Source organism: Kribbella flavida DSM 17836, from assembly GCF_000024345.1.
Lineage (GTDB): Bacteria > Actinomycetota > Actinomycetes > Propionibacteriales > Kribbellaceae > Kribbella > Kribbella flavida.
Genome location: NC_013729.1, coordinates 874,383 through 895,281 on the forward strand (window position 1 = coordinate 874,383; position 20,899 = coordinate 895,281).

The following is a 20,899-nucleotide window of genomic DNA, read 5'->3' on the forward strand; positions in this document are numbered from 1 at the left end:
CCGGCTCGCTAGCAGATTCGCAACTCGCCGATCAGCCTCCGGGACGAGCGTGCTGGAGACGCGAAGGGTGGTTGCGCCGCCGCCTCCGTGACCGAGGCGGCCAACGACTGTGCGGATATCGACGCACGCGGCGATGAGTTCCGTGGCGGAGTAGCGGCGGAGAGAGTGCAGATAGATGGACATCGGAAGACAATCGCCTCCACGACGCATTCTGCTGAGAACTCGGTCCCCATCATGCACGTGATGGACGCCCATCGAGCGGCTCCAGATAACGTCGGTCTCCTGGACGCAATAGTGCGTTGGGTGCAGTTGGCCGCCCCGGCTCGCACGCTGAAGGCCTGGCTGCGCCACCTTGCCCTCGACGGGCGACTCGCCAAGCCGAACAAGCGCTGCCGACCCCAGCCCGCTCGCCACCCACGCCCACCGCAAGATCCTGAAATCCCGCCCGGCTCGCAATGAGCAGGCGACCTGGCACCGCCCACCAAGGTCAAGTCCCAGGAGGTGGTGTACGACGTTTGGTCCTTCGTCGTTGTCTGGTTAGGCGCTGATCGCGCTGGTGGTGGGTGTGTCGTGGTCGGGGTTGGTGATGAGGGTGAGTCGGCTGCGGTGGAGTGCGTCGAGGCCGAGGTAGCGGCGGCCGTCGGCCCATTCGTCGTGTTGTTCGGCCAGGACGGCTCCGACGAGGCGGATGATGGCGGGTCGGTCGGGGAAGATGCCGACCACGTCGGTGCGGCGGCGGATTTCGCGGTTGAGCCTTTCGTTGGGGTTGACGCCCCTATGGATGTCAAGTGGTGCTGGAGTTGATGATGTGGCGGTGGACTTCGCGCGCGATGTAGCGCTTGAGGCAGCGGATGACTTCGCGGCGTAGTCTTGCCCTGGCTGGTTCGTTTGTGCAGGTAGTCCTGGGTGCGTGTGTCCCAGCGGAGTCGGCTGAGGGTGATGCGGTAGAGGGCTGCGTTGGCTTGCCGGTCGCCGCCGCGGTTCAGTCGTCGTCGGCTCGTCTTGCCGGATGAGGAGTCCAAGGGGCTGACGCCGCAGAGAGGGCGGCGAAGGACGCTTCGCTTGTGAGCCTGTCGGGTTGTCGCCTGCGGTGATGAGGAGGATCGCGGCGCTGTCGGGGCCGATGCCGGGCTGTCGAGGGAGCGTGGGTGCGGCGCGTTCGACTGCTGGCGTGATGCGTTTGGTGAGTTCGTCGATCTCAGCGGTGAGGTAGCGGATCCGGTCGGCCAGGAGCCTGAGGGTACAGATGGGTGGCCTGCGTCGTGTCGGTGGTGCCGGTTGCCGTTGGTTCCAGGGCAGCGCATGCGGTGATCAGGCGTGGTGTCGACAGCGCGGTGAGCTGCTCGCGCAGGCATGGATCAGCCGAGACCAGCAGCGCCTTGAGTTGGTTGATCGACTGAGTCCGCGCTTTGATCGCGGAGTCTTTGGCGACCTTGAAGACTCGCAGCATCTCCACCGGCCCATCTGCGGTCTTCGGGATGGCGGTCGCCTCGCCGGCCAGCACGGCTCGCGCGGCGTTCTCCGCATCGATTACGTCGGTCTTGCCGCGGCGTCGCCGCACTGCACGGTCCGGCCGGTTGACCTCCAAGACTGTGAATCCCTCGCCTTGCAGAGACCGGGCCAGCGCCGCCCCGTAGGAGCCGGTGCCCTCAACTCCCGCTCGGCGGACCTCACCATGCGAGCGCCCCCAGGCGATGAGCCGCAGGTAACCCGATCTCGTGGTCGGGAACGAGGCGTGCGCCACACGCCACCTGTCAGGGTCAGCACAGCCGCAACGTGCACGTCTTTGTGTGTGTCGACACCCAGGACGATGTCTTCATTGCCTTGTGTGTAGTGCTGGTCGTCGGCCTCGGCCATGCTGGCGATGGTCATCTGGCTCCTTGAACGGCGTCGTTGATGGCCGTCGTCGGACCGGCGTGACGGTCAGAACTGTGACGGTGCCTTGTAGCCGCAAGGCCCCTATCGGGACACGTCTGCCGGTCCGACGGCAGCAAGCACCCGCCCGGAACGAGGACCGGCAATCAACCCAGAGGCAACAACGCCAGTTAGACCACGGGCCAGGAACCTCGTCCGGACGGCACGACGAAGATCCTTACAGTTGGACCAGATTTGTCGCCAGACGTCTTTGGGGAAGGCGGTGAACGCGAGGATCTCGGCGCGGGCGTCGTCGAGGTGGACGTGCACTTGCGGCAGTGTCTGCCCGACCTGGTCGAGGAGTTTGTCGTACTGCGTGTGCACGGCGGCGGTGTCGATCTGGTCGAACACCGAGTGCAGCATGGCCTTGACCCCGCCCCAGGCGTGTTTGGGACACACACTCATCAGATTCGCGGTGTAGTGGGTGCGGCATCGCTACCAGGACGCGCCGGGCAGGATCGCGTCGACCAGGGCCGGCATGCGCGTCGCTGGTGACCAGCGCGACCCGTTCGGGCCGCGGGCGACCAGGTCATTGAAGAAGCTGTTCCAGCCGGCCCCGGACTCCGCAGTCCTGGTGGCGACGCCGAGGATCTCGCGGAACCCGTCGGCGTTCACGCCGGTAGCGACCATGACCGCGATCTTGATCACCCGGCCGCCTTCGCGGACCTTCATCGTCAACGCGTCCGCGGCCAGGAACGTGTACGGCCCCTCGTTCAGCGGACGTTCCCGGAAGTCGCGCACGAGTTCGTCGAGGTCTCTGGACATCACCGACACCTGTGACCTGGACACGCCGGCGATGCCCAGTGACTGCACCAGCCGGTCCATCCGCCGCGTGGACACCCCGAGCAGGTAACAGGTTGCCACCACCGAGGTCAGCGCCGCCTCCGCACGTCGGCGCCGCTCCAGCAGTCAGTCCGTGAAGTAGCTGCCTTCCCGCAGCTTGGGCACCGCGACATCCAACGTGCCGACCGCGTGTCCAGTTCGCGATGGCGATACCCGTTGCGGGAGTTCACCCGGCCCGGGTCACGGGTCCCGAACGCGGCACCACACGCGCTGTCGGCATCCGCGGACAGCAACGTGTTGATGAACCCTTCCATCAACTCACGCAACAGATCTGGGCTGGCCTGCTCGAGATGTTCGTGCAGGAACTCGGCAGGGTCGATACTGGAGCCAGCGGTCATCGCGGTTTCCTTCTTCGAGTCGGTTGTGAGAGATCACTCGAAGGATCACCCGATGACCGCGTTCACGTTCCCGCGACGCGCCACCAGGACCTCGTCGTACACCACTCTGCTGGACTCAACTCCCACCAACGACTCTAGGCCATCCACCTCGCCGGAACAAACACTCCCGTCCCGGCCCTCGATCTCGAGATAGGGCGCGATCAACGTCCACCAGCCGACCCTCCAGCAAGCTCGAAACTGGCTCGCCGATCCTCCTGGTACGACTTCGGCTCGAGCCGATCCGCCCGACTTACACCGTCTCTCGAAGACCCTGCCCTGAGTCAAGTGAAGGGTTCGTAACGAACCCAGGCGTCCAGTCCAGCCAGGTTGTCTTTCGCGTATCTTGAAACATTCCAGTGGGTTGACCCGATAGATTCCCCGTGAGCGGGTTGGAGGGCGGGAGGAGATCGGTCCGCGTGCCGGTTGCGACAGGCAACTCTGTGACATTTCCGGCGTCGCCCGGAATTGGGCGAGTCGCCGCGATCGACGGTGGGAGGGTTCGGGTCGACTTCTTCGAGTCCGCGGCGGAGCCCGTGATCGGGTCAGTGTGGGTGGCTGCTAACGACGTCAGGCGTGTTCCGCTGGGTGAGCAGACTCGGGTCTTCTTCCGTGATAGGCACGGCCGTTGGCGGGCTGGACGCATCGTCGGTGGCGGACCGGACACATACTTCGTCCGGGTGCCGAACCTTCGCCTTGATGTTGAGATCCCCGAAGATCGCTTGCGCGTTCGTTGGGAAAGAGTCCCGCACGACCCGCTGCAGGTGTTGCTCTCCGGAGCCAACGAGACACCCCGCTTTCGCGACGCGCGTGAGCCAGTAAGGCGGCTTCTGCTGGCCGAGCGCGCTGCCACCGCATCGGCGACGGGGATCATGTCGGCCGGCGTCCGCATGCACGCTCACCAGATCAGCGCCGCGCTGCGGATCATCCGGGACCCGGTACAGCGTTACCTGCTCGCCGACGAGGTCGGGATGGGCAAGACGATTCAGGCGGGCATGGTGATGCGGCAGGTACTTATCGACGCTCCGGGTCGCCGCATCGGCATCATTGTGCCGGACGCGCTGGTGGCACAATGGCAAGCCGAACTGCGGGACAAGTTCTACCTCGACGATTTCCCGACCGTCGACGCTGAGTCGCCCGTCCAAGTGCTCGGCCACGGAGAGCCCGAGCGCTGGTCTGGCTTCGACGGAGTCGATCTTCTAGTCGTCGACGAGGCACACCTCCTCGCCCGGACTCCCGGTCCGGACGCGTCGCCATACCGGGAACTCGCCGCGGTCGCACACGCGGCGCCGCGTGTTCTAATGCTCTCCGCGACCCCATTTTCGCGCGGCGCCGTCACACACCTGGCACTGCTCCACTTGCTCGACCCGCAGTTGTTCCGCTGGAAGGACCAAGAGTCGTTCGAGCGCCTCCTCGAGACCCGGCATGCCCTCGCGCTGGCCGTGTTCGGCCTGGATGAGGAACCGGACGTCGACAACCCCGACTTGTTACAACTCCAACTCGACGAGATCCGTGAGCAGTTGCCAGAGGACGAGACGCTCCGCAGCGCCATTCAGCGGGCGATGGATGTGTATGGTCCGCCGGGCACCCCGCCGGACACAGTCGACGAGGAAGCGCTGCGCCTCGCGGTCGCCGCAGTTCGGACACACGTCTCCGAGACTTACCGCCTCCACCACCGGGTCATCCGGAACCGGCGGCACATGGTCGACATGCAGCGCCTTGACGACGAGGGCCTCCTTACCCCGTTCGAGTTCACCGGCCGTACCCGCCCGAAAGTCGTCCGCCTCGATACCGACGAGGTCCAGGTAGGCGCGAAGGCGATGGCCGATTGGGTTGCTGGCTGTGCGGCCGCGATTCTGGACGACGGCCTCGACGCCACCCTGTATGGCCCGGTGGCGGGGTTGCTCTTTTCGCGCCTGGGCGGGTCGGTGGACGACCTTTGCGCCGTCCTCGAACATCGCGTCTCAGGAACGACGACGCCGGGTTTGCTGTCGGCCGAGGAGGCCGTCCACGCGGCCGCCCCGACGCTGCAGATCGAAGCCGAGGTGCTCGCCGACCTGCGCGCGGTACGCGGCGCCGATGGGCTTGATGCGTTGGCAGCGGCTATCGCGAAGCGCTCCAAGGCGCCCGCCAAGGCGATCGTCTTCTGCGGCCGTGGTTCGCTTGCGGGAGACCTGGCCGATCGGATTCCTGTGGGCGAAGGGATGGTCAAGCATGTTCACGCCCATCTCGGGAGCCAGGTAGAGGCCGAACGCGAACAGGCGACCGCCGCCTGGCTCGCTGACGGCGGCGTTCTTGTCGTCGACGAGACCGGCGACGTGGGCCGCAACTTCCAGGAGGCCGACCTTGCCTTCCACATCCGGATTCCAGGCAACCCCAACGCGCTTGAACAACGGATCGGGCGCCTGGATCGCTATGGCAACCAGCGCGCCGCGCAGCAGTTCGTGGTCGCCGACGACGACCGTGACGGGATCAGCACGGCCTGGCTTACCCTGCTCGTGAATGGCTTTGGGATCTTCGACGCCTCCACCTCGGCCTTCCAGGAGGTTGCCGACAAGCTCGCTGGCGACGTATGGACAGCGCTGCTGACAGATGGGGTCGAAGCGTTGCTCGAGCGTTCTGAGCCGATCAAGGCGGCGCTTCTCCGCGAGAAGCGCCGGATCAACGAACTGGATGCGCTCGAGGCCAGCTTCAACGGCCAGTCCGACGGAGAAGAGATGGCAAGGGCGATCGCGGCGTACGAAGAGGACAGCGCTGGAATCGAGAATGCATATCGCAAGCTCATCGAAGGAGATGAAGGGTACCGATTCGTCGGAAATCATAAGCGCGACGGGAGCATCTCCTTCGAGCGGGATTACCAGGACAAGCCGTTGCTCAGCGACCGTCTGCTCGCCCGGCTCATCAGCGTGGAGAACGCACGGACCGGATTCTTCGACCGTTGGAGCGTAACCCCAGCACGACGGCTGTTCCGCCGCGGTAACCCGTTCATCGACGGTCTCGAACTCCTTCTCGACCTCGACGATCGTGGCCAGGCGGTCGCCATGTGGCGGCTCGATTCACGCTGGCCGGGCGACCCACTGGCATTCTTCGGGTTTGACTTTCTCATTGAGGCCGATCTGGAGCCGATCCTCACGATTCTTGACGGTCAGGCGCAGGTCGAGCCAATCGCGCGGCGTCGCGCCGATGCGGCGTTCCCGCCGCAGCACCAGCGGGTATGGGTACCGGTCTCCACCCGGGAGCCAGTCGCCGAGACCAGGCAGGTCGGCTACCTCAACCAGCCGTTCGTCAAAGGCCGAGATGTCAATCTGAACCTGGAGCGCATCCCCGCGCTGCACACCCTGGTTGGCGGTGAGCAGTACCTGGCCCCTATCGCCGAGGAGTGCTTCGCTGTGGCTCGCACGCACGTCGACCGAGTGGCCGACGTCGTGGCGACTTCCCGGCGGGCCGCCGCACGTGTTAGCCGGGAGACCGAGATGCTCCTCGCACAGAGCCGAGCGCGCGCCCGGGCTGCGGGCCTGGTCGCCGATCCGGCAGCACTGGAGGCCGAGGTCGCGATGAGCCGTGCCATACAGGCCGGGGTATCTGACCCGCTGATCCGACTCAGCGGTGTCAGTTGTATGGTTGCGTCGGCGCAGTCCTGGGCTGACTATGTCTAGGGACGACATCGCCACGCTGCAGGCCGCGTTGAACTCCTGGCCGGAGATGCCTGACCAGGCGATCGGGGCCGAACTCAGCGATGCCTGTCGGCGGACTCTGGACGCGCTGCGTGGCCTGGGGACTCCAGCCACCGGTTGGCTGGACATCGCAGCCTTGGTGCGGCAGGTGCTGCTCACAACTCAGGTGACCTATGGAGGGGACCCGTTCCTGATCGTGCCCGAGATCGCCCCGTGGCCCGATCTCGACCAATGGAACCGGGTCCGCTGCTCAGCGATCGCGACTGTAGATGGACGGCGTCTGATCCAAGCGGAGGACTGGTCGCCGCCGGCCTCCTTGCTCGACGACGGAGTCGGGGACGACCTCGCGCGCTTGCAGGTACGCGCCGCCTACCGCGACGCCGATCCGAGTTATGACAACGCCGTGACGGCCGACCCGTTTTGGAGAGCTGCGCATGGTTACGACGTCTACCGCGGCGAGCCCCAACGGCAGGCGGCGCGGGCGGCTGTCCTCAGCGATGGGGGGTCGGTGATCGTCGCACTCCCGACCGGGCGAGGGAAGACGGCGGTGGCCTGGTCGAAGGCGCTGATGTCAAGCGTAGGCGTCACCATCGTCGTGGTGCCCACGGTCGTACTGGCCCTCGACATGGAACGCAGAACCCAAGATGCCTCCCGTGAGCGGGAGCAGAAGGGGAAGCCTGCGCTGAGCCCTCTCCTCCGGTACGCGTACGTCGGCTCACTGGCACCCGACGTTAAGCGGCAGTTGCGCGAGGCGGTACGTGCCGGCACCCAACGCCTGCTCTACACCTCGCCCGAGGCACTCGTCTCCAGTCTGGCCGCGGCAGTTATGGAGTGCGCACGTAACGGCCTGCTGCAGCAGGTGGTGATCGATGAAGCGCACCTAGTTGACCAGTGGGGCGCCGACTTCCGGTCCGAGTTCCAAACGATGCCCGGTCTAATCCGGAACGCCTACGAAGCCGCGCCCAAGGCGGCGAAGCCGTCTGTACTGCTGCTCAGCGCGACGCTCGCCCAGCGACCGGTCGATGTGCTCGCCCGCCTATTCGCGCTAGGTGACCGCCCGGTCGACCTGGTCTGGGGATCCGAAACCCGGACAGAACCGGCGTTCTTCTTCCGTAATCACGACGACGAGAATGCGCGAACGACTTCAGTTCTCGAGGCTGTCGCTCGACTGCCGCGTCCACTGATCCTGTACACCTCCACCGTTTCTGATGCGGAGAGCTGGGCCGTCCGTCTGCGTGCCGCCGGCCTCGCCAGAGTCGGCAGCATCACTGGCAAGTCTGGTGAGACCGAGCGCCGATCGGTGATGGAAAGATGGAGAGGCAGAACCGACCACAGAATCGCCGCGCAAACCTCCCTCGACGTGGTGGTTGGTACGTCGGCATTCGGACTCGGCCTCGACATGCCCAATGTGCGGACGGTCCTACACGCCTGCCTGCCGGAGACTATCGACCGCTATTACCAGGAGATCGGTCGAGCAGGGCGCGACGGGCGTCCATCGTTAGCGTTTCTCTGCCGTGGTCCAGGGGACCTGCGCATCGCGAAGTCCCTCAACGACGTCTCGATGATCGGGGATGACCTAGGCTGGCAACGATGGCGACGCCTGCTCATGTCCGCGACTCAGGCGCCGGACAGCCACCTCCGCTACCGAGTGCCGAAAAGCACTCTGCCCGTCTACCTCGAGACCGGCTACGGACGGTCGGCGCGGTGGAACGTGCGCACGTTGACCCTGATGGCACAGGCCGGCATCATTCGGCTACGGGTACCGGAATTCACGCCGGATCCAAACCAGTCTGCATCCGCCCAGCAGGAAGCTCGCGATGCGTTCTATCGCGAGGTTGAGGACCTGCTCGATTTCGAAATCCTCGACGGCAAATTGCAAGCGCAAGAGGCCTGGAAGGCGGCCTTGGGGTCGGTGCGCGGCGAAGTGCGGGCGGCTCAAGGGCATGCATTGCAGTCCCTGCTCACCCTCGCCACCGGCGAGGAGTGCGCCGGCCGGGTCATCGCCCGCCACTATGCCGTACGCCACGGGGGCGGGAAGTTCCACACCAGCCCGGCCTGCCGGGGTTGCCCGGTCTGCCGACGCGAACCGAGACGTGCGCCCGGAATCCATCCGGCCGAACCGTGCCCGTCGCTGCCGGCTCCTCACCGGATCTCCGATCCGCTGGCATCATCGCGCGGAGACGACCCGTTCCTCTTCATCCGGATCGACTACGGCGACGACGTCGGCCCCCTGCTCGCCCGGTTCGCACAGCGCGGCGCCCAGGCGTTCAGTATCAGCACCAACTTGGCCGCACGTCTGCAGCGTGACGTACGCACGCCGATTATCCGCGACGACCCGGCATCCGTCGCGACCCTAATTGAGAACTACTCGGGACTCGTTGTCATTATGACGTCGTTACTGCTCGAGGAGTCGGTGCGGCAACGGATCGCCCGGGGGCAACTCACCTACGTGTTGGGGCCGCCAGATCTGCCCGACCCGGAGAAGCCGGGCAACCTGTTGCGAGACACTCGGAAGAGCATCACAGCAATGTCAGCGTTGGGGAGAATGTGACGTGGAGTACTTGAACCCGAGCCCGGCGTCCTTCCTGCCCCAAGTGATGTGGCTGACGTACCGGACCGTCATGGAGCGACCGGGCCTCGGGGCCGACGACATACTCGAACTCCTCGCGCCAGCAGCGATGCGACAGCGGACGCCGCGCGGGGATGGCGTGCACGTCCAGCGTGCTCTCGATGCCCTGCGCCATCTCAGCCTCGTCCGAAGCGAGGACGGCAGATTCACCGCCGACCGGGTGACCAACGCGGCTGCGTTCCTGCGGGTGTTGCGACATCGGGTGGTGAGCCCGCCGGATACGTTCGGGCCAGAATTCGACGCGCCCGACGACCTCCGCCGTGGATTGATTTGGCTACTGAGGCAGTCGCCAACTAAGCCGCTCGACTTCGACCTCGACGTGCGCCCGGTAACCACGGCCTTCACCAATGACACCCGCTGGAACACCTTTCGGCCGTGGTGCGAGGTGCTCGGTTTCGGGCAAGTGGTACTCGGCGTGCTCGCCGGGCCTGGTCAGAAGCAGGGGGGCGGCAAGCTCATCCCCAACCCGACCGGTGCCGTAATCGACGCGATCCGTGAGCCATTCGGCGATCCCTTGCCGCGCGACGAGCAGATCCCGATCACTCAACTGGTCGCGTTCCTCCGTGCGGAGATCCCCGTTCTCCCCGGTCACCCGAGTGCCACTTATGACGGTCTCACCGGCGAAGCCGATGAGGCATTGCGTGCGCTTGGCTTGGCCCTCACTAGCGCAGAAGAGCGGCAGATCCTGGACATGACCTATCAATCCGACCCCTCGAGCGTGATGGCGCTTCACGACGCCCATGACGGCCGCCCACGGTACGTCTCAACCGTCACGATTCGGATGTGAGGGCGATGAGTACACAGGTCAACTTCGTCTGCTGGTCCGCCGACACCGTCACCGCAACCATCCCAACCGAGGCAGCGACGCCGTCGGACGCGGTGCTTCTCGGAACCCACTCACCGCTACGGATCACGCGCCGGGGAGGCAAGGGCGGCCATGCCGCCGAGGAGCTCATCACCGAGCACGAAGTGCTCGAGGAGTTCCTCGCCGCCGAGCCCAACAATGGTGTCCTCGTCGCCACCGTCATCGGCAAGTCTGGCGCCGGCAAGTCGCACCTCGTCCGGTGGGCCAAGGCGAACATGCCCGAAGCAACCGGACGGCGCCTGATCTACTTGCAGAAGACCGAAACCAGCCTTAAAGATGTGGTCGAGGCCCTCCTCGTCGACCAGCATGACCCGGCCTTCGACGAAATCCGACGCCGGGTCTCAACCCTCGGCAGTGGCATGACCGTCGACGAGATGGAGCAGCGGATCCTCAATGAGATAGCCGAGGCTCTCCGCGTCCACGAGGCACCGACGCCCCTGGGCAAAGCCCTGGTCGGTGACAACGGCCTAGCGCTCTTCTTCTTGGACCCACTCTTCCGGCAGCATCTGCTGCGCGAGGACTCGTTTGTGAAGCGCCGGGCCAAGCACGCTCTGCGCGGGCGTGACGCCGACGAACCGGATGTCCCTCTGGAGTTCACCGTTGACGAACTCCCACTCGACATCGGCGAGTTCGCGAACATCCGTGAGGCCGCCGCCACGACCCAGAAGATCTTCCGAAGGCTGTCGAGCAGCGCACAACTCCAGGTCGAGGCAGTCGCCCTGCTCAACGAGTTGTTCGATGTCGCGGTCACGAAGGCCGCTAGCCTGGGCGTGGGCGACGTAAGTCAGGCCTTCAAGAAGATCCGCGAGAATCTCGTCGGCCAGGAGATCGTCCTGCTCATCGAGGACGTGGCGCTGATCCAGGGCGTGCGTCGCGACCTACTCGACGCTGTCGTCGAGGTTGGGGTGGTGCAAGGTGAGCAGAGATACGCGACCGTACGCACAATGATGGCGGTCACCGATGGTTACTACACCGATTCGCTCCCGGAGACCTTCAAGCGGCGGGCAGAGGCTTCGTCGCCGCTCTATGAGGTCGATGTCGACCTCGACAGCAGTGCTGCGGACGAGCAGGACCTGATCGACTTCGTCGGCCGCTACCTCAATGCCGCACGGGTCGGCAAGGACGATCTTGAGGCGGCGACCCCTCAGGTACCGAATCACTGCGCGAGTTGCCGGTTCCAGGCTCCGTGCCACGACAACTTCGGGGCTTCCTCCGACGGCTACGGGCTCTACCCGTACAACAGGCCGGCGATCGTTCAGGCCGTCCGCGCGTGCGCCGAGCGAGATCAGGCGCGGCTCAACTTCAATCCGCGCAAGGTACTCTCGCGCGCTGTCCGCGACGTGCTCAACGACAACGTCGACGTCATTCGCGAAGGACTCTTCCCCCTGGCGACCTTCCTCGCCGCGGAGGTTGAAAACGTCGGAGTGCAGCACCTGCCGCTGAGTGTCCGGGAACGGATCGAGGAGCAGTACCCAAACGACGAGGCGGAGCGTCTGACGACTCTTCTAAATTTTTGGGGCGACGGCGGTCGCAAGGTGATCCCGGCAGGCATCCTTACGGCGTTCTCGCACGAGCCGATCCCAGCGGATCTCTTCGACGAGCGGCAGACTGACGAACCTGGCGCGGACGGCGCAGGGGTCACCAGGGACGACGGGCCCATCCCTCCCTCGGTCCTCAAGCAACTCGAGGCAATCGACAACTGGTCGACTGGCCAGACATTGCCCCAAGGTCTGGCCAACGAGATGCGGTCGGTGCTGCGGGAGGCCATCCTCGCCCGACTCACCTGGCTCGACCCGGTCATAAAGGAACCGGACAGCGCGTCACTGAAGAAGGCGATTCCGACGAACGCACGCGGAATCTCGATCGCAGGCGCGTCAGAGAACCTACAGAACTCGAACCCGGTCCTAGTAGTTCCGCGGACGGCGCGGATGGCGCGCATGTTTCGCGGGCTGGTGATGCTCCGTGCAGGGTTCCCAGAGCGTGCTGGTGAGGCCTTGCCGCGGCTCGACGCCCTCGCTGAGTCGGCCGTCGTCGAGACGCGAAAGAGAGTGATCGCCGAACTAGCCGTAGACGACGCATCGCTGATCGACGCAGCGGCATCGCTGCTGCGCGGCGCAGCGGCCTCCGGTCGGCTGCCGGCGAAGGCCAAGGAGCTCGACCTGGTTAACGCCGTGCTCTGGTCCGAACCGGGACACCATCGTCCGGACGCCGGTGGTCGTGCCCCGCAGTGGACAGCCGCCTACGCGATCTACCTCGCCGCGCGCGCCACCGTCGTTGATCGATTCCTCGCCGGGGTCGGCGCCGCACAAGGCACTGGCGCGGTGCACGCGGTGGACATTCACCGCTTGTTGCCGATTGTCCGTCAAGCCATGGCTCGCGCCGAGGCGGGTGGCCAGGTCGTCCCCGAGTGGTGCGCGGACGCAGACCGAAAGTTGAGGGCTCTTGAACGCTTGGCACCAGTTCAACTTGAGTATTGGCGAGGACTCACCTCTCGTATCCGGCGGCACATGCCCGCTGGCACGAGCTACGGAGATACGGTCGGCGCAGTCATCGAAGCCGCCACAGTCGGTCATGCCCACGGGCTGGTCAAGGTCAACGACCTAGCGGCGCTAAACGCGCGTAACGAGACCGCGAAGTCCTGGGATTCAGGCAGCATCGGCGAGGTCGAGAAACTGCTCGCCGAAGCCGAGAGCGCGCCCGCGCTGACCCTGCTGGCACTGGCCGGCACCGAAGCGGGCGCCGAACTGCCAGCGATTGCTGATTTCCTTGATTCGACGGCCGCTTGGGTCGACGCAGGATTGCGGGAAGCTGAAGCCAACGGAGGCGTAGCGACCGATCTAGATGCCCAGATCGATGCGACGATCGCGACCTGGTTTGGAATCCTCGGCGACCACGCGAAACGTGAGGCAGGCTCGGAACTTCCAGGGACACCACAAACGTCGCCGGCGACTCAACTGGCGACCCAAGAAGGGAGCGCGCACTGATGTCTGAGGCGACAACGACCAACACCCTGGCGCTCCGGACCAGGCGCCTCAGTGCCTTGGCGCGCGCGAAGCGCGATAATGAGGGCGAAACGCAAGCGCAGGGTCAGGTGGCCACCGCGCTGTACAAGCTCAATGGCCTGCTCATCGAACTGGACTCCAGCCTCAAGACCCGCCGGGCGCTCGTGCGGGCCGGTGTGACGTTACCGCCACTCGACGGTCTCTCCAAGCCTGCAACCGCGCTGCGAGATCACTTTAAGAACGTTGGTCGACCAGCAGCGCAGTTCCTCACTGCCCGTTCAAAGGACGTCGCCAAGCTGCGCGACACGATGACCGGGAGTCACAAACAGGCGTGGCGGCAGTGGGCCGAGAGTCAGATCGACGCCCTCGATGAGGCCTCGCTCCCGCCGTTCGGCACCCACGCGAATGCAGTACGAGAGCGCATTCAGAGCCTGCGCCGATACGCCGCGGAAAGCCCCACGCTAGCGGTCATCTCGTCGTTCAAAGTCACACTAGACGCCGCTCGTGACAACCTCGCTGCGATCGCGGAAGGCCTCGATCCTGAAAACCTTGAGGCCCGCATAGTCGCCGGGGGGATGACACTGGCGGATCTTTCCGATGACGACCTTGTCGAACTGCGCGCCGATTCCGCGTTGGCCGCGCGGATCCAGTTGAGCATCCGGTGAGTGACGAACATTGGGCTGGCGTTCCCGACCTGCTCAGCCATCTCGAGGACCTGGAGTTGCCGCTACTCTCCTGGGGCGTCGTCGACGGCTACCTCAGCAAAGACGATGTTCTCCGGGCGATCGACGGGCAGTTGAGCCGCGAGGCCCGGGAACGACCCTCGGCGACCCCGCCCACGGAAGAGGAGTACCTCGACCATCTCATCAACACCGGGTTGCTACACATAGTCCCGGACACTATCCCGAAATACCGGACCCGACTGGCCGAAACGCTCCGACTGCTCCGCAGCCTCCGACAGTTGCTTCCGAGCGACGAGTCTCAAGTCGGGTGGTGGCGCCAAGCAAACGCACTGGTCGCGGACTACCGCCTACACGTGTCCCCACGTTGGTACCCCAAACGGGCGGTCACAACGCAGGAGGTGATCGCCGCCCTCGCGGCCCGAGATGGTTGGACGGCAGAGCAGGCCGGCGTGCTGCGCCGTGTGGTTGGGACCAGAGACCTAGCTCGCTTCCAGGTGCACGCGACCCGATCGATCCTTGAGGCGCTGGCGGACCCCCGTCCCGCCGGCCGGATCGTGACGGCGGGCACCGGCTCGGGCAAGACTCTGGCCTTCTATCTGCCCGCGATGCTCGACATCGCGGCCCGCGCCGAGGAGAGCCGCACGGGTCCGCACACCCTGGCGTTGTACCCGCGTAACGAACTGCTGCGCGACCAAGCGCGGGAGACCCTTCGGGTCGTCGAAAGTGTCGGCCCGCTGAACGGACCAGGGTCGAGGACCGCTCGAATCGGCCTGCTCTACGGAAATACTCCGACCGATGCCAACATCACCGGTGTGAGCACCTCGCGAGCCTGGAAGCGCGAAGGAGACGGATGGATCACGCCTTACTTCCCCTGCCTTGATGACGATTGCGGCAGTTACCTCGTCTGGACTGACTCCGACCGTAGTAACGGAGTTGAGCGACTCTCCTGCCCGAAATGCGGTGCGATGACGACACCCGGGACGGTCGCGCTGACCCGGCAGTCAATCCGAGCGGAACCGCCGGACATCCTCTTCAGTTCCACAGAGATGCTCAGCAAGCAGTCCACCGATGCACGTCTCTCCACCGTTCTTGGCTGGCGCGGGTCGAGTGGAACCCGATTGGTCTTGCTCGACGAAGTGCACACGTATTCTGGCGTCCATGGAGCCCAAGTGGCGCTAATGCTCCGGCGCTGGCGCTATGCAAATCGTCAACCCGGTGCGGTCTCGCCGGTGATGGTCGGGCTTTCCGCGACCCTGCGCGACGCCGGTGACTTCTTCGCGAATCTGACTGGTGTCGACCGAGCCAACGTCGAGGTGATCGCGCCGGCTCTCGTCGATCTGAGGCCAACGAGTCGCGAGTACGGTGTAATCTTGCGCGGCGACCCCCTCTCGGGGGCATCGTTGCTCTCGACGACCATCCAGACCTCGATGCTTCTCGCCCGGGTACTGGACGGAAAACCGGGTCACTTCGGCTCGGTGACGTTCGCATTCACCGACGATCTCGACGTGATCAATCGGCTGCACGACAACCTGCGTGATGCCGAGGGACATGACAGGTTTGGTCTGGCACGTGGACGGGTCCTTGCTGACCTCCGCTCGCCTGCGGCGCCGCACGCGGCTGTCCGCTACAGGGAAGGACAGTCCTGGGATCTCCCTGAGCATCTGGGGCGGATGGACCGCCCGTTGCGGATCGCACGGACGTCGTCGCAGGACGCCGGGGTCGACAACGCGGCGGACGTGATTGTCGCGACCTCATCGCTTGAGGTCGGCTTCAATGATCCCCGCGTTGGCGCCGTCATCCAGCACAAGGCGCCGCGGGACCTGGCCTCGTTCCTCCAACGCCGAGGTCGCGCGGGACGCTACCTGGCGATGCGCCCGATCACGGCGGTCGTGCTCTCCGATTACGGCCGGGATCGAATCGCCTACCAGTCCTATGAGCGTCTCCTCGACCCGGAGATCGGGGCCCGCTCTCTGCCGGTTGGCAACCGTTTTGTGGTGAAGATCCAGGCCACCCACGCGCTACTCGACTGGATTCAGAGGCGGATCAAGGCCGACGCACGCTGGGTGTTCCGGCCCCCGCGCAACGGCAACATCAACGACAAGACACCGCAGGTCGCAACACTCCTTCAGGACCTTCTGGTCAGCGCCGACATTCAGCGCGAACTCGCCACCCATCTGCAGCGGTCACTGATGATCAGCCCCGACGAAGCACAAGCCGCTCTCTGGGAGGAACCTCGATCGTTGCTGCTGTCGGTAGTTCCCACCGCGCTCCGACGGCTCGAGTCCACCTGGATGACGCTCCCAGGCGAGGACGACCCCGGCGCACAAGGCGCGGAACCGCTGCCAGAGTTCATGACAAACACCCTGTTCGACCCGCTGAACACCCCGGACGTCCAGTTCGATCTGCCCTTCGCTGCCCGCGAGGATGCTTCGATGGGCATCGCCCAGGCATTGCGCGAGGCCGTCCCAGGCAGGGTAAGTCGCCGCTTCGGCTACGCCCACGCCAGCCACAGCACTTGGCTCCCAGTTCCGGCCAACGACGAGCTGGCGCTCACCGACGTGGTTGCCAAGGGACATGGATTGGGCGCCTGGACCACGACTGAGGGAGAGGAATACCTCGTCGTTCGGCCTCTGGTGCTCAAGCTCCAGCAGCCGCCGCGCGGCGTTGCACCAAGTTCGTCCGCGTCCCCGGTATGGCGCTCAGCGTTCCACTACTCCGACGAGGCACTGCACGACGTCAATATCCCGACGCCGTCGTTCTGGGCCGAACTGATCGATCGCTGTGCTTTCGCACTTCACATTACGGGCGGCCCGCTGCGGGTTCAGCGGATGACGATTGGATCGGAGGGTGAAATTCTCGAGTCGCACAGGAAGCGATGGACTCGCCGGCCGATCTCGGTCCGGTACACACACCACGGCCAGTCGGCAGCGCTCGGGTTCGAACTCGACGTCGACGCCCTGATCCTTACCGGTCACTTGCCCAAGGATGGGGCGGAGTTCTTCGGTGACTTTGCAGAATCACCTGCGTGGCGCACCCTTGCATTCCAACAACGCGTGCGTGAGGACACACGTCTCGACGGGCATGCGAACGGGTTCCACCGCGACTGGCTCACAGAGATCTACCGGCACGCCCATGTGACGTACGGACTCACTGGTGGTGACCTCGCTGGCGCCCCAGCCGCCCTCGCCGACGGGCATTGGGCCGACGAGATCGAGGAGTTCTTCGCGGCGGCGTACCGAACAGACGAGGAAGAGGTCACCGGGGCACGATTGCTGGCTACACTCCGCGAACTAGCGGAAAGCACCCTGATCCGCAGCGTCATCGAGGAACACGGTCGGCTCCTGGTTACCGACGACCCACGCCCCCTGACAGTTGACCTGCTCGACAGAGTCCTGCTTGACACCCTGGGTTGTGCCGTTCTGACTGCGGTACAAGAATGCATCCCCGACGCACAGGACCAAGATCTGACCGTCGACATCGAGTTGGCTGCCAACTGCGACGTAATGTCAGGAGACCGCAACTTCCGGATCATCGTCTCCGAGACCTCGATCGGCGGGTTGGGTCTGCTCGAAGCGCTCCATCGCGACTACGTGCTCGATCCGCGTCGGTTCTGGGACTCAGTCGGACGCGCCTGCGCGCCCACCGAAGCCGAGGACGTCGACACCGCGATGCAACGACTCGTTGCCGACCTCGTCGATCCCACCTCAGTGTTCGCCCCTTCCGTCAAGGCGTTTCGGGACGCAGATGGCATCGACTCGATGGACGCTGCTCTGAGGGACCTCATCCATATCTGGACTGAGCACGACGGACCGCCACCGCACCTGCTCGTCTCCACGTTCGCCGCCCGACTGCTGCGCCCCGGCTCAAAACCGGCCATCGATCGGGTTGTCGCCAGCCTGGCGGGCGCTTGGGTTCGCGAGGAGTCAATGCTGGGCGTCGAGATCGATGCGCGCACTATCGCCTTTCAGGCCCATCGCGGCCGACTCGGCTTCGAACTCGCGCCGCTGACCCCGGACATGGCGTTCTCGATGCTCTGGATGCGCGGCAGTCAGGCCCGCTCGCAGCGCCTGGAGCACTGGCACCCATATCGCCAAAATGTGGTCGTGGAACGCACGATCCTGGACAGAGCCCTCAGCACCGGACTGGTGGACGTCGACGTTACCGCCCCGGCCTGGAACGACGACTACGTCGCCGCGATCGAACGCGACGGACGGGTCTCCCTCCGCGCACCATATTCGCAACGGGTCATGGTGTCGGAGGCGTTGCGCGAAGTAGCCGTGACACCAGTTGAGCGCGCCGGCCTACGCGTGTACGGGAGAGTGACTGCCGTATTGCAGCGCAACGGGATCGTCCGCGCCGATGTCTCCTTGGCCGAGGAGTTGCAATGAGTAGGTCACGCACCGTGCGGACTCGGCCGCGCAACGGCCTGGCCATCACCGACGTACTGACCGCGGCCCTGCTCTCAGAGTTTTGTGCTCCGAGTCCAGAACTGTGGCTCGTCACCGGTTGGGTCACGGACATGCCCGTGCTCGACAATGCACACCGGCAATACGACGCGGTGCTTGGCGACGATGCCCGATCCAGCCTGACCCTTACAGAAGTCCTCGGCGCGCTCACCCGCAGGGGATCCCACGTTCATGTCGCTGTTCGCGAGGTTGACCACAACCGGCGTTTCGTGGAACGGCTCCGTGCCGCCGCCGAACCCACCGCGCTATCAGCCTACTCAAGTCCTGACCTGCACGAGAAGATGCTGGTTGGCTGGACCTGGCTGATGAAAGGGTCGATGAACTTCACCTGGAGCGGGCTCCAGCGCAACGAGGAAAGCATCGACTTTGAACTCGATGTCACCGCGGCGGCGACCCAGCGCCTGGAGTTGCAAACCCGTTGGAGGGGTGACGCGCCATGACGAGCGTGACCCCTGACGAGTTCGTCAGCCGATTCTTTTCTGCACCGAACACTATTTGGCCGGACGCCGATCCGGGCCACGGGATCGTGAGCACCCTCCGGCCGTTCTTGACCGCGCTCAGCAAGCGCGGGGAGTGCCCGGTCGTGTTGCCGCGCCGCGATCTGGCGGCCCTCCCCGCAGAGATTTACGTGATCTGCTGGGACACCGCTCACTCCGGTCGGATCCGCGCACTCTTGGAAGCCGCAATTGCACACCACTGGTGCCATTTCGACGGCCGGGTAGCCATTCTTGACCCGGGCGACGCCGTGCATAAGGCAGTCCTCGACTTCGTCGGGCCTGGGACCACCTTCGTGCTCAGGCCACCGCCCGAGACCGCGGGCCAGACGTTCCGGGCGCTGACTCGGCTGGTCCGGACACTCGCCGAGGCGCCGCTGCGGACCCCGCAACTCGCCCGTCCGCTCGGCCGGATGTTGCGCGAATTCGATCTTGCGCTCGCCAGCGGTTCCACCGAGACCTCAGCGACCCTGCTGCGGGAGATCGAGGGCTTCGGTGGCATCTCCCACGAGAACATCGCGTTCCTGCAGATCCGTCGCTTGTCGCGGCTCGGACAAGACAGAGAACTCCTCGCGGATCGCTCTCTGCCGACGCTCGTCTACACCGAGCCGCCACGCGTGGTCCGGGAGGCGGTGCTCAGCGCCTGGGGGCATGACCGGATCCTCCCCGCACTGGCGGCGGACGGCGTCGACGCGGCTCTCAGCCGAATCGGGGAGCCCGGGCCAGACCTCGCGTTGCTGGTGGACGAACGCATCGCGGCGACGTTGGACGGAGAGGTCGCGACCGTTGGAGCACTGGTCACGCTTACCCGAGCCGATCGCGGGTTGGCCGCCTCATTCGCCGAGCATCCCGGACTGCCGGACGCTGTACTGGAGCGACTATCCGCGCTCCTGGCCACCGTAGAGCCTGAGCCGGAACTCAAACCCGTCCTCGAGCCCGGATCGGCCGCTGAGCCCCAGGCCCAGCCCGAGCATGAGGTGGAGCCCACGCCCGGAGGGCCTAGTGACCCAGGCTCTTGGCAAGAATGGGTTGCGAGGCTCGGCGCGCCTGACCTCAAGCACCTGGAGGCGGGCGCTGCCGACGAATGGCCGCCGGCGTGGACAGTCGACGCAGACCTCGCCACGGCAGTCGATGCCCTGGCCGACCTGGCTGTTGACGACCTCCTCTCCGGGGTAGCTTGCTTCCTTGAGACCGACGATCCCGAGCACCCGGCCACCGCTACCGCGGCGGCGCTAATTAACCGACACCTGCTCGCCGAGCGATTTGACCCCGCAGATCTCGGCGCGCTCTGCTCGCTGTTGCAGGTGTTTCTGCGTGGAGCGCCGGATGCTTGGGCATACCACGAGGTGCTCGACGGCATTCGCAGTTACGCCATGCAATGGGTCGCAGTCGGGACCGCGGTGCGGGCCGTCGACCTGGCCGACGCAGTGGCATGTGGTCCGGCTGTCGATAATGACACCCGTACCGGTCTCATCACCACTTTGCTCTCCCCGCTGAATCAGCAGAGGACCAGGCTCTCCGCGCCGCTCCGTGCGCTCGCCGAGCTCGTCTGCAGCGACGTTGGCCTCGCCTTCGACTGGAGCATCCTCGAGTCCCACGAGGTGCCCGTTCTGGCCACGGCCGTGGACCCGTTCGTTCTGCTCTACAGCCTCGATTCTGGGACTGTTTCCCGAGTCAAGGCCACGATCGAATTGCAGTGGCCGCAGGCACGGGTCGAGGTCTCCTCGGCCAAGGTCGGCGGAGATCCGGCCCTCCGCCAGTACGCCCGCGACGCGGACATCATCGTCCTTGCCACCCGCCGGGCCGCTCATGCGGCGACGGGCTACATCGCCGACAACGCGGGCGCCCAGGCAGGCTTCTACTATCCGGACGGGTCCGGTACTGGCTCGATGCTCCGCGCCGTGGAAGCGGCCATCGGGGAGTGGGGTCGGCTGACCGGGAATTAGTGAGTGCAA

The 20,899-nt window shown here is 65.4% G+C and carries 8 protein-coding genes and 3 pseudogenes; 8 read left to right on the plus strand and 3 right to left on the minus strand.

Features of this window, described 5'->3' with window-relative positions; all coding sequences use genetic code 11:
- Positions 1–537: 537 nt before the first annotated feature.
- The 3 pseudogenes from KFLA_RS39590 to KFLA_RS38680 form a co-directional block, all read right to left on the minus strand.
- Positions 538–768: pseudogene (locus tag KFLA_RS39590) on the minus strand (transposase); the annotation flags it as partial.
- A 16-nt stretch (positions 769–784) separates the two neighbouring features.
- Positions 785–1,857, minus strand: a pseudogene (locus KFLA_RS39595) (IS110 family RNA-guided transposase).
- 189 nt (positions 1,858–2,046) lie between these two features.
- Positions 2,047–3,095, minus strand: a pseudogene (locus tag KFLA_RS38680) (IS256 family transposase); the annotation flags it as partial.
- Positions 3,096–3,574: 479 nt separating this feature from the next.
- Between KFLA_RS38680 and dpdE the strand changes: the two are divergent.
- The 8 genes from dpdE to KFLA_RS04100 are packed head-to-tail and all read left to right on the plus strand — an operon-like array spanning position 3,575 to position 20,890.
- Entirely contained in the window at positions 3,575–6,787 is a 3,213-nt protein-coding gene (gene dpdE, locus KFLA_RS04065) for a protein DpdE (RefSeq protein ID WP_272941300.1), read from the plus strand.
- Complete coding sequence (dpdF, locus tag KFLA_RS04070) at positions 6,780–9,356, plus strand: protein DpdF (RefSeq protein WP_012918487.1); 2,577 nt, start codon at positions 6,780–6,782, stop codon at positions 9,354–9,356. Before dpdE ends, dpdF begins: the two co-directional genes overlap by 8 nt.
- A 1-nt stretch (position 9,357) precedes the next feature.
- Positions 9,358–10,221, plus strand: a complete 864-nt coding sequence (locus KFLA_RS04075) for a hypothetical protein (protein WP_012918488.1) — start codon at positions 9,358–9,360, stop codon at positions 10,219–10,221.
- A gap of 5 nt (positions 10,222–10,226) precedes the next feature.
- Positions 10,227–13,283: a protein DpdH gene (gene dpdH, locus KFLA_RS04080; protein ID WP_012918489.1), complete on the plus strand. Its 3,057-nt coding sequence runs from the start codon at positions 10,227–10,229 to the stop codon at positions 13,281–13,283.
- On the plus strand, positions 13,283–13,966 hold the full coding sequence (locus KFLA_RS04085) for a hypothetical protein (RefSeq protein ID WP_012918490.1): 684 nt from the start codon (positions 13,283–13,285) through the stop codon (positions 13,964–13,966). Before dpdH ends, KFLA_RS04085 begins: the two co-directional genes overlap by 1 nt.
- Positions 13,963–18,372 carry a protein DpdJ gene (dpdJ, locus tag KFLA_RS04090; RefSeq protein ID WP_012918491.1) on the plus strand — a complete coding sequence of 1,470 codons (4,410 nt, stop codon included), beginning with the start codon at positions 13,963–13,965 and terminating at the stop codon, positions 18,370–18,372. Before KFLA_RS04085 ends, dpdJ begins: the two co-directional genes overlap by 4 nt.
- Positions 18,369–18,890 carry a phospholipase D-like domain-containing protein DpdK gene (gene dpdK, locus KFLA_RS04095; protein ID WP_012918492.1) on the plus strand — a complete coding sequence of 174 codons (522 nt, stop codon included), beginning with the start codon at positions 18,369–18,371 and terminating at the stop codon, positions 18,888–18,890. The genes dpdJ and dpdK overlap by 4 nt, the downstream gene beginning before the upstream one ends.
- On the plus strand, positions 18,887–20,890 hold the full coding sequence (locus KFLA_RS04100) for a hypothetical protein (RefSeq protein ID WP_012918493.1): 2,004 nt from the start codon (positions 18,887–18,889) through the stop codon (positions 20,888–20,890). Before dpdK ends, KFLA_RS04100 begins: the two co-directional genes overlap by 4 nt.
- Positions 20,891–20,899 lie beyond the last annotated feature (9 nt).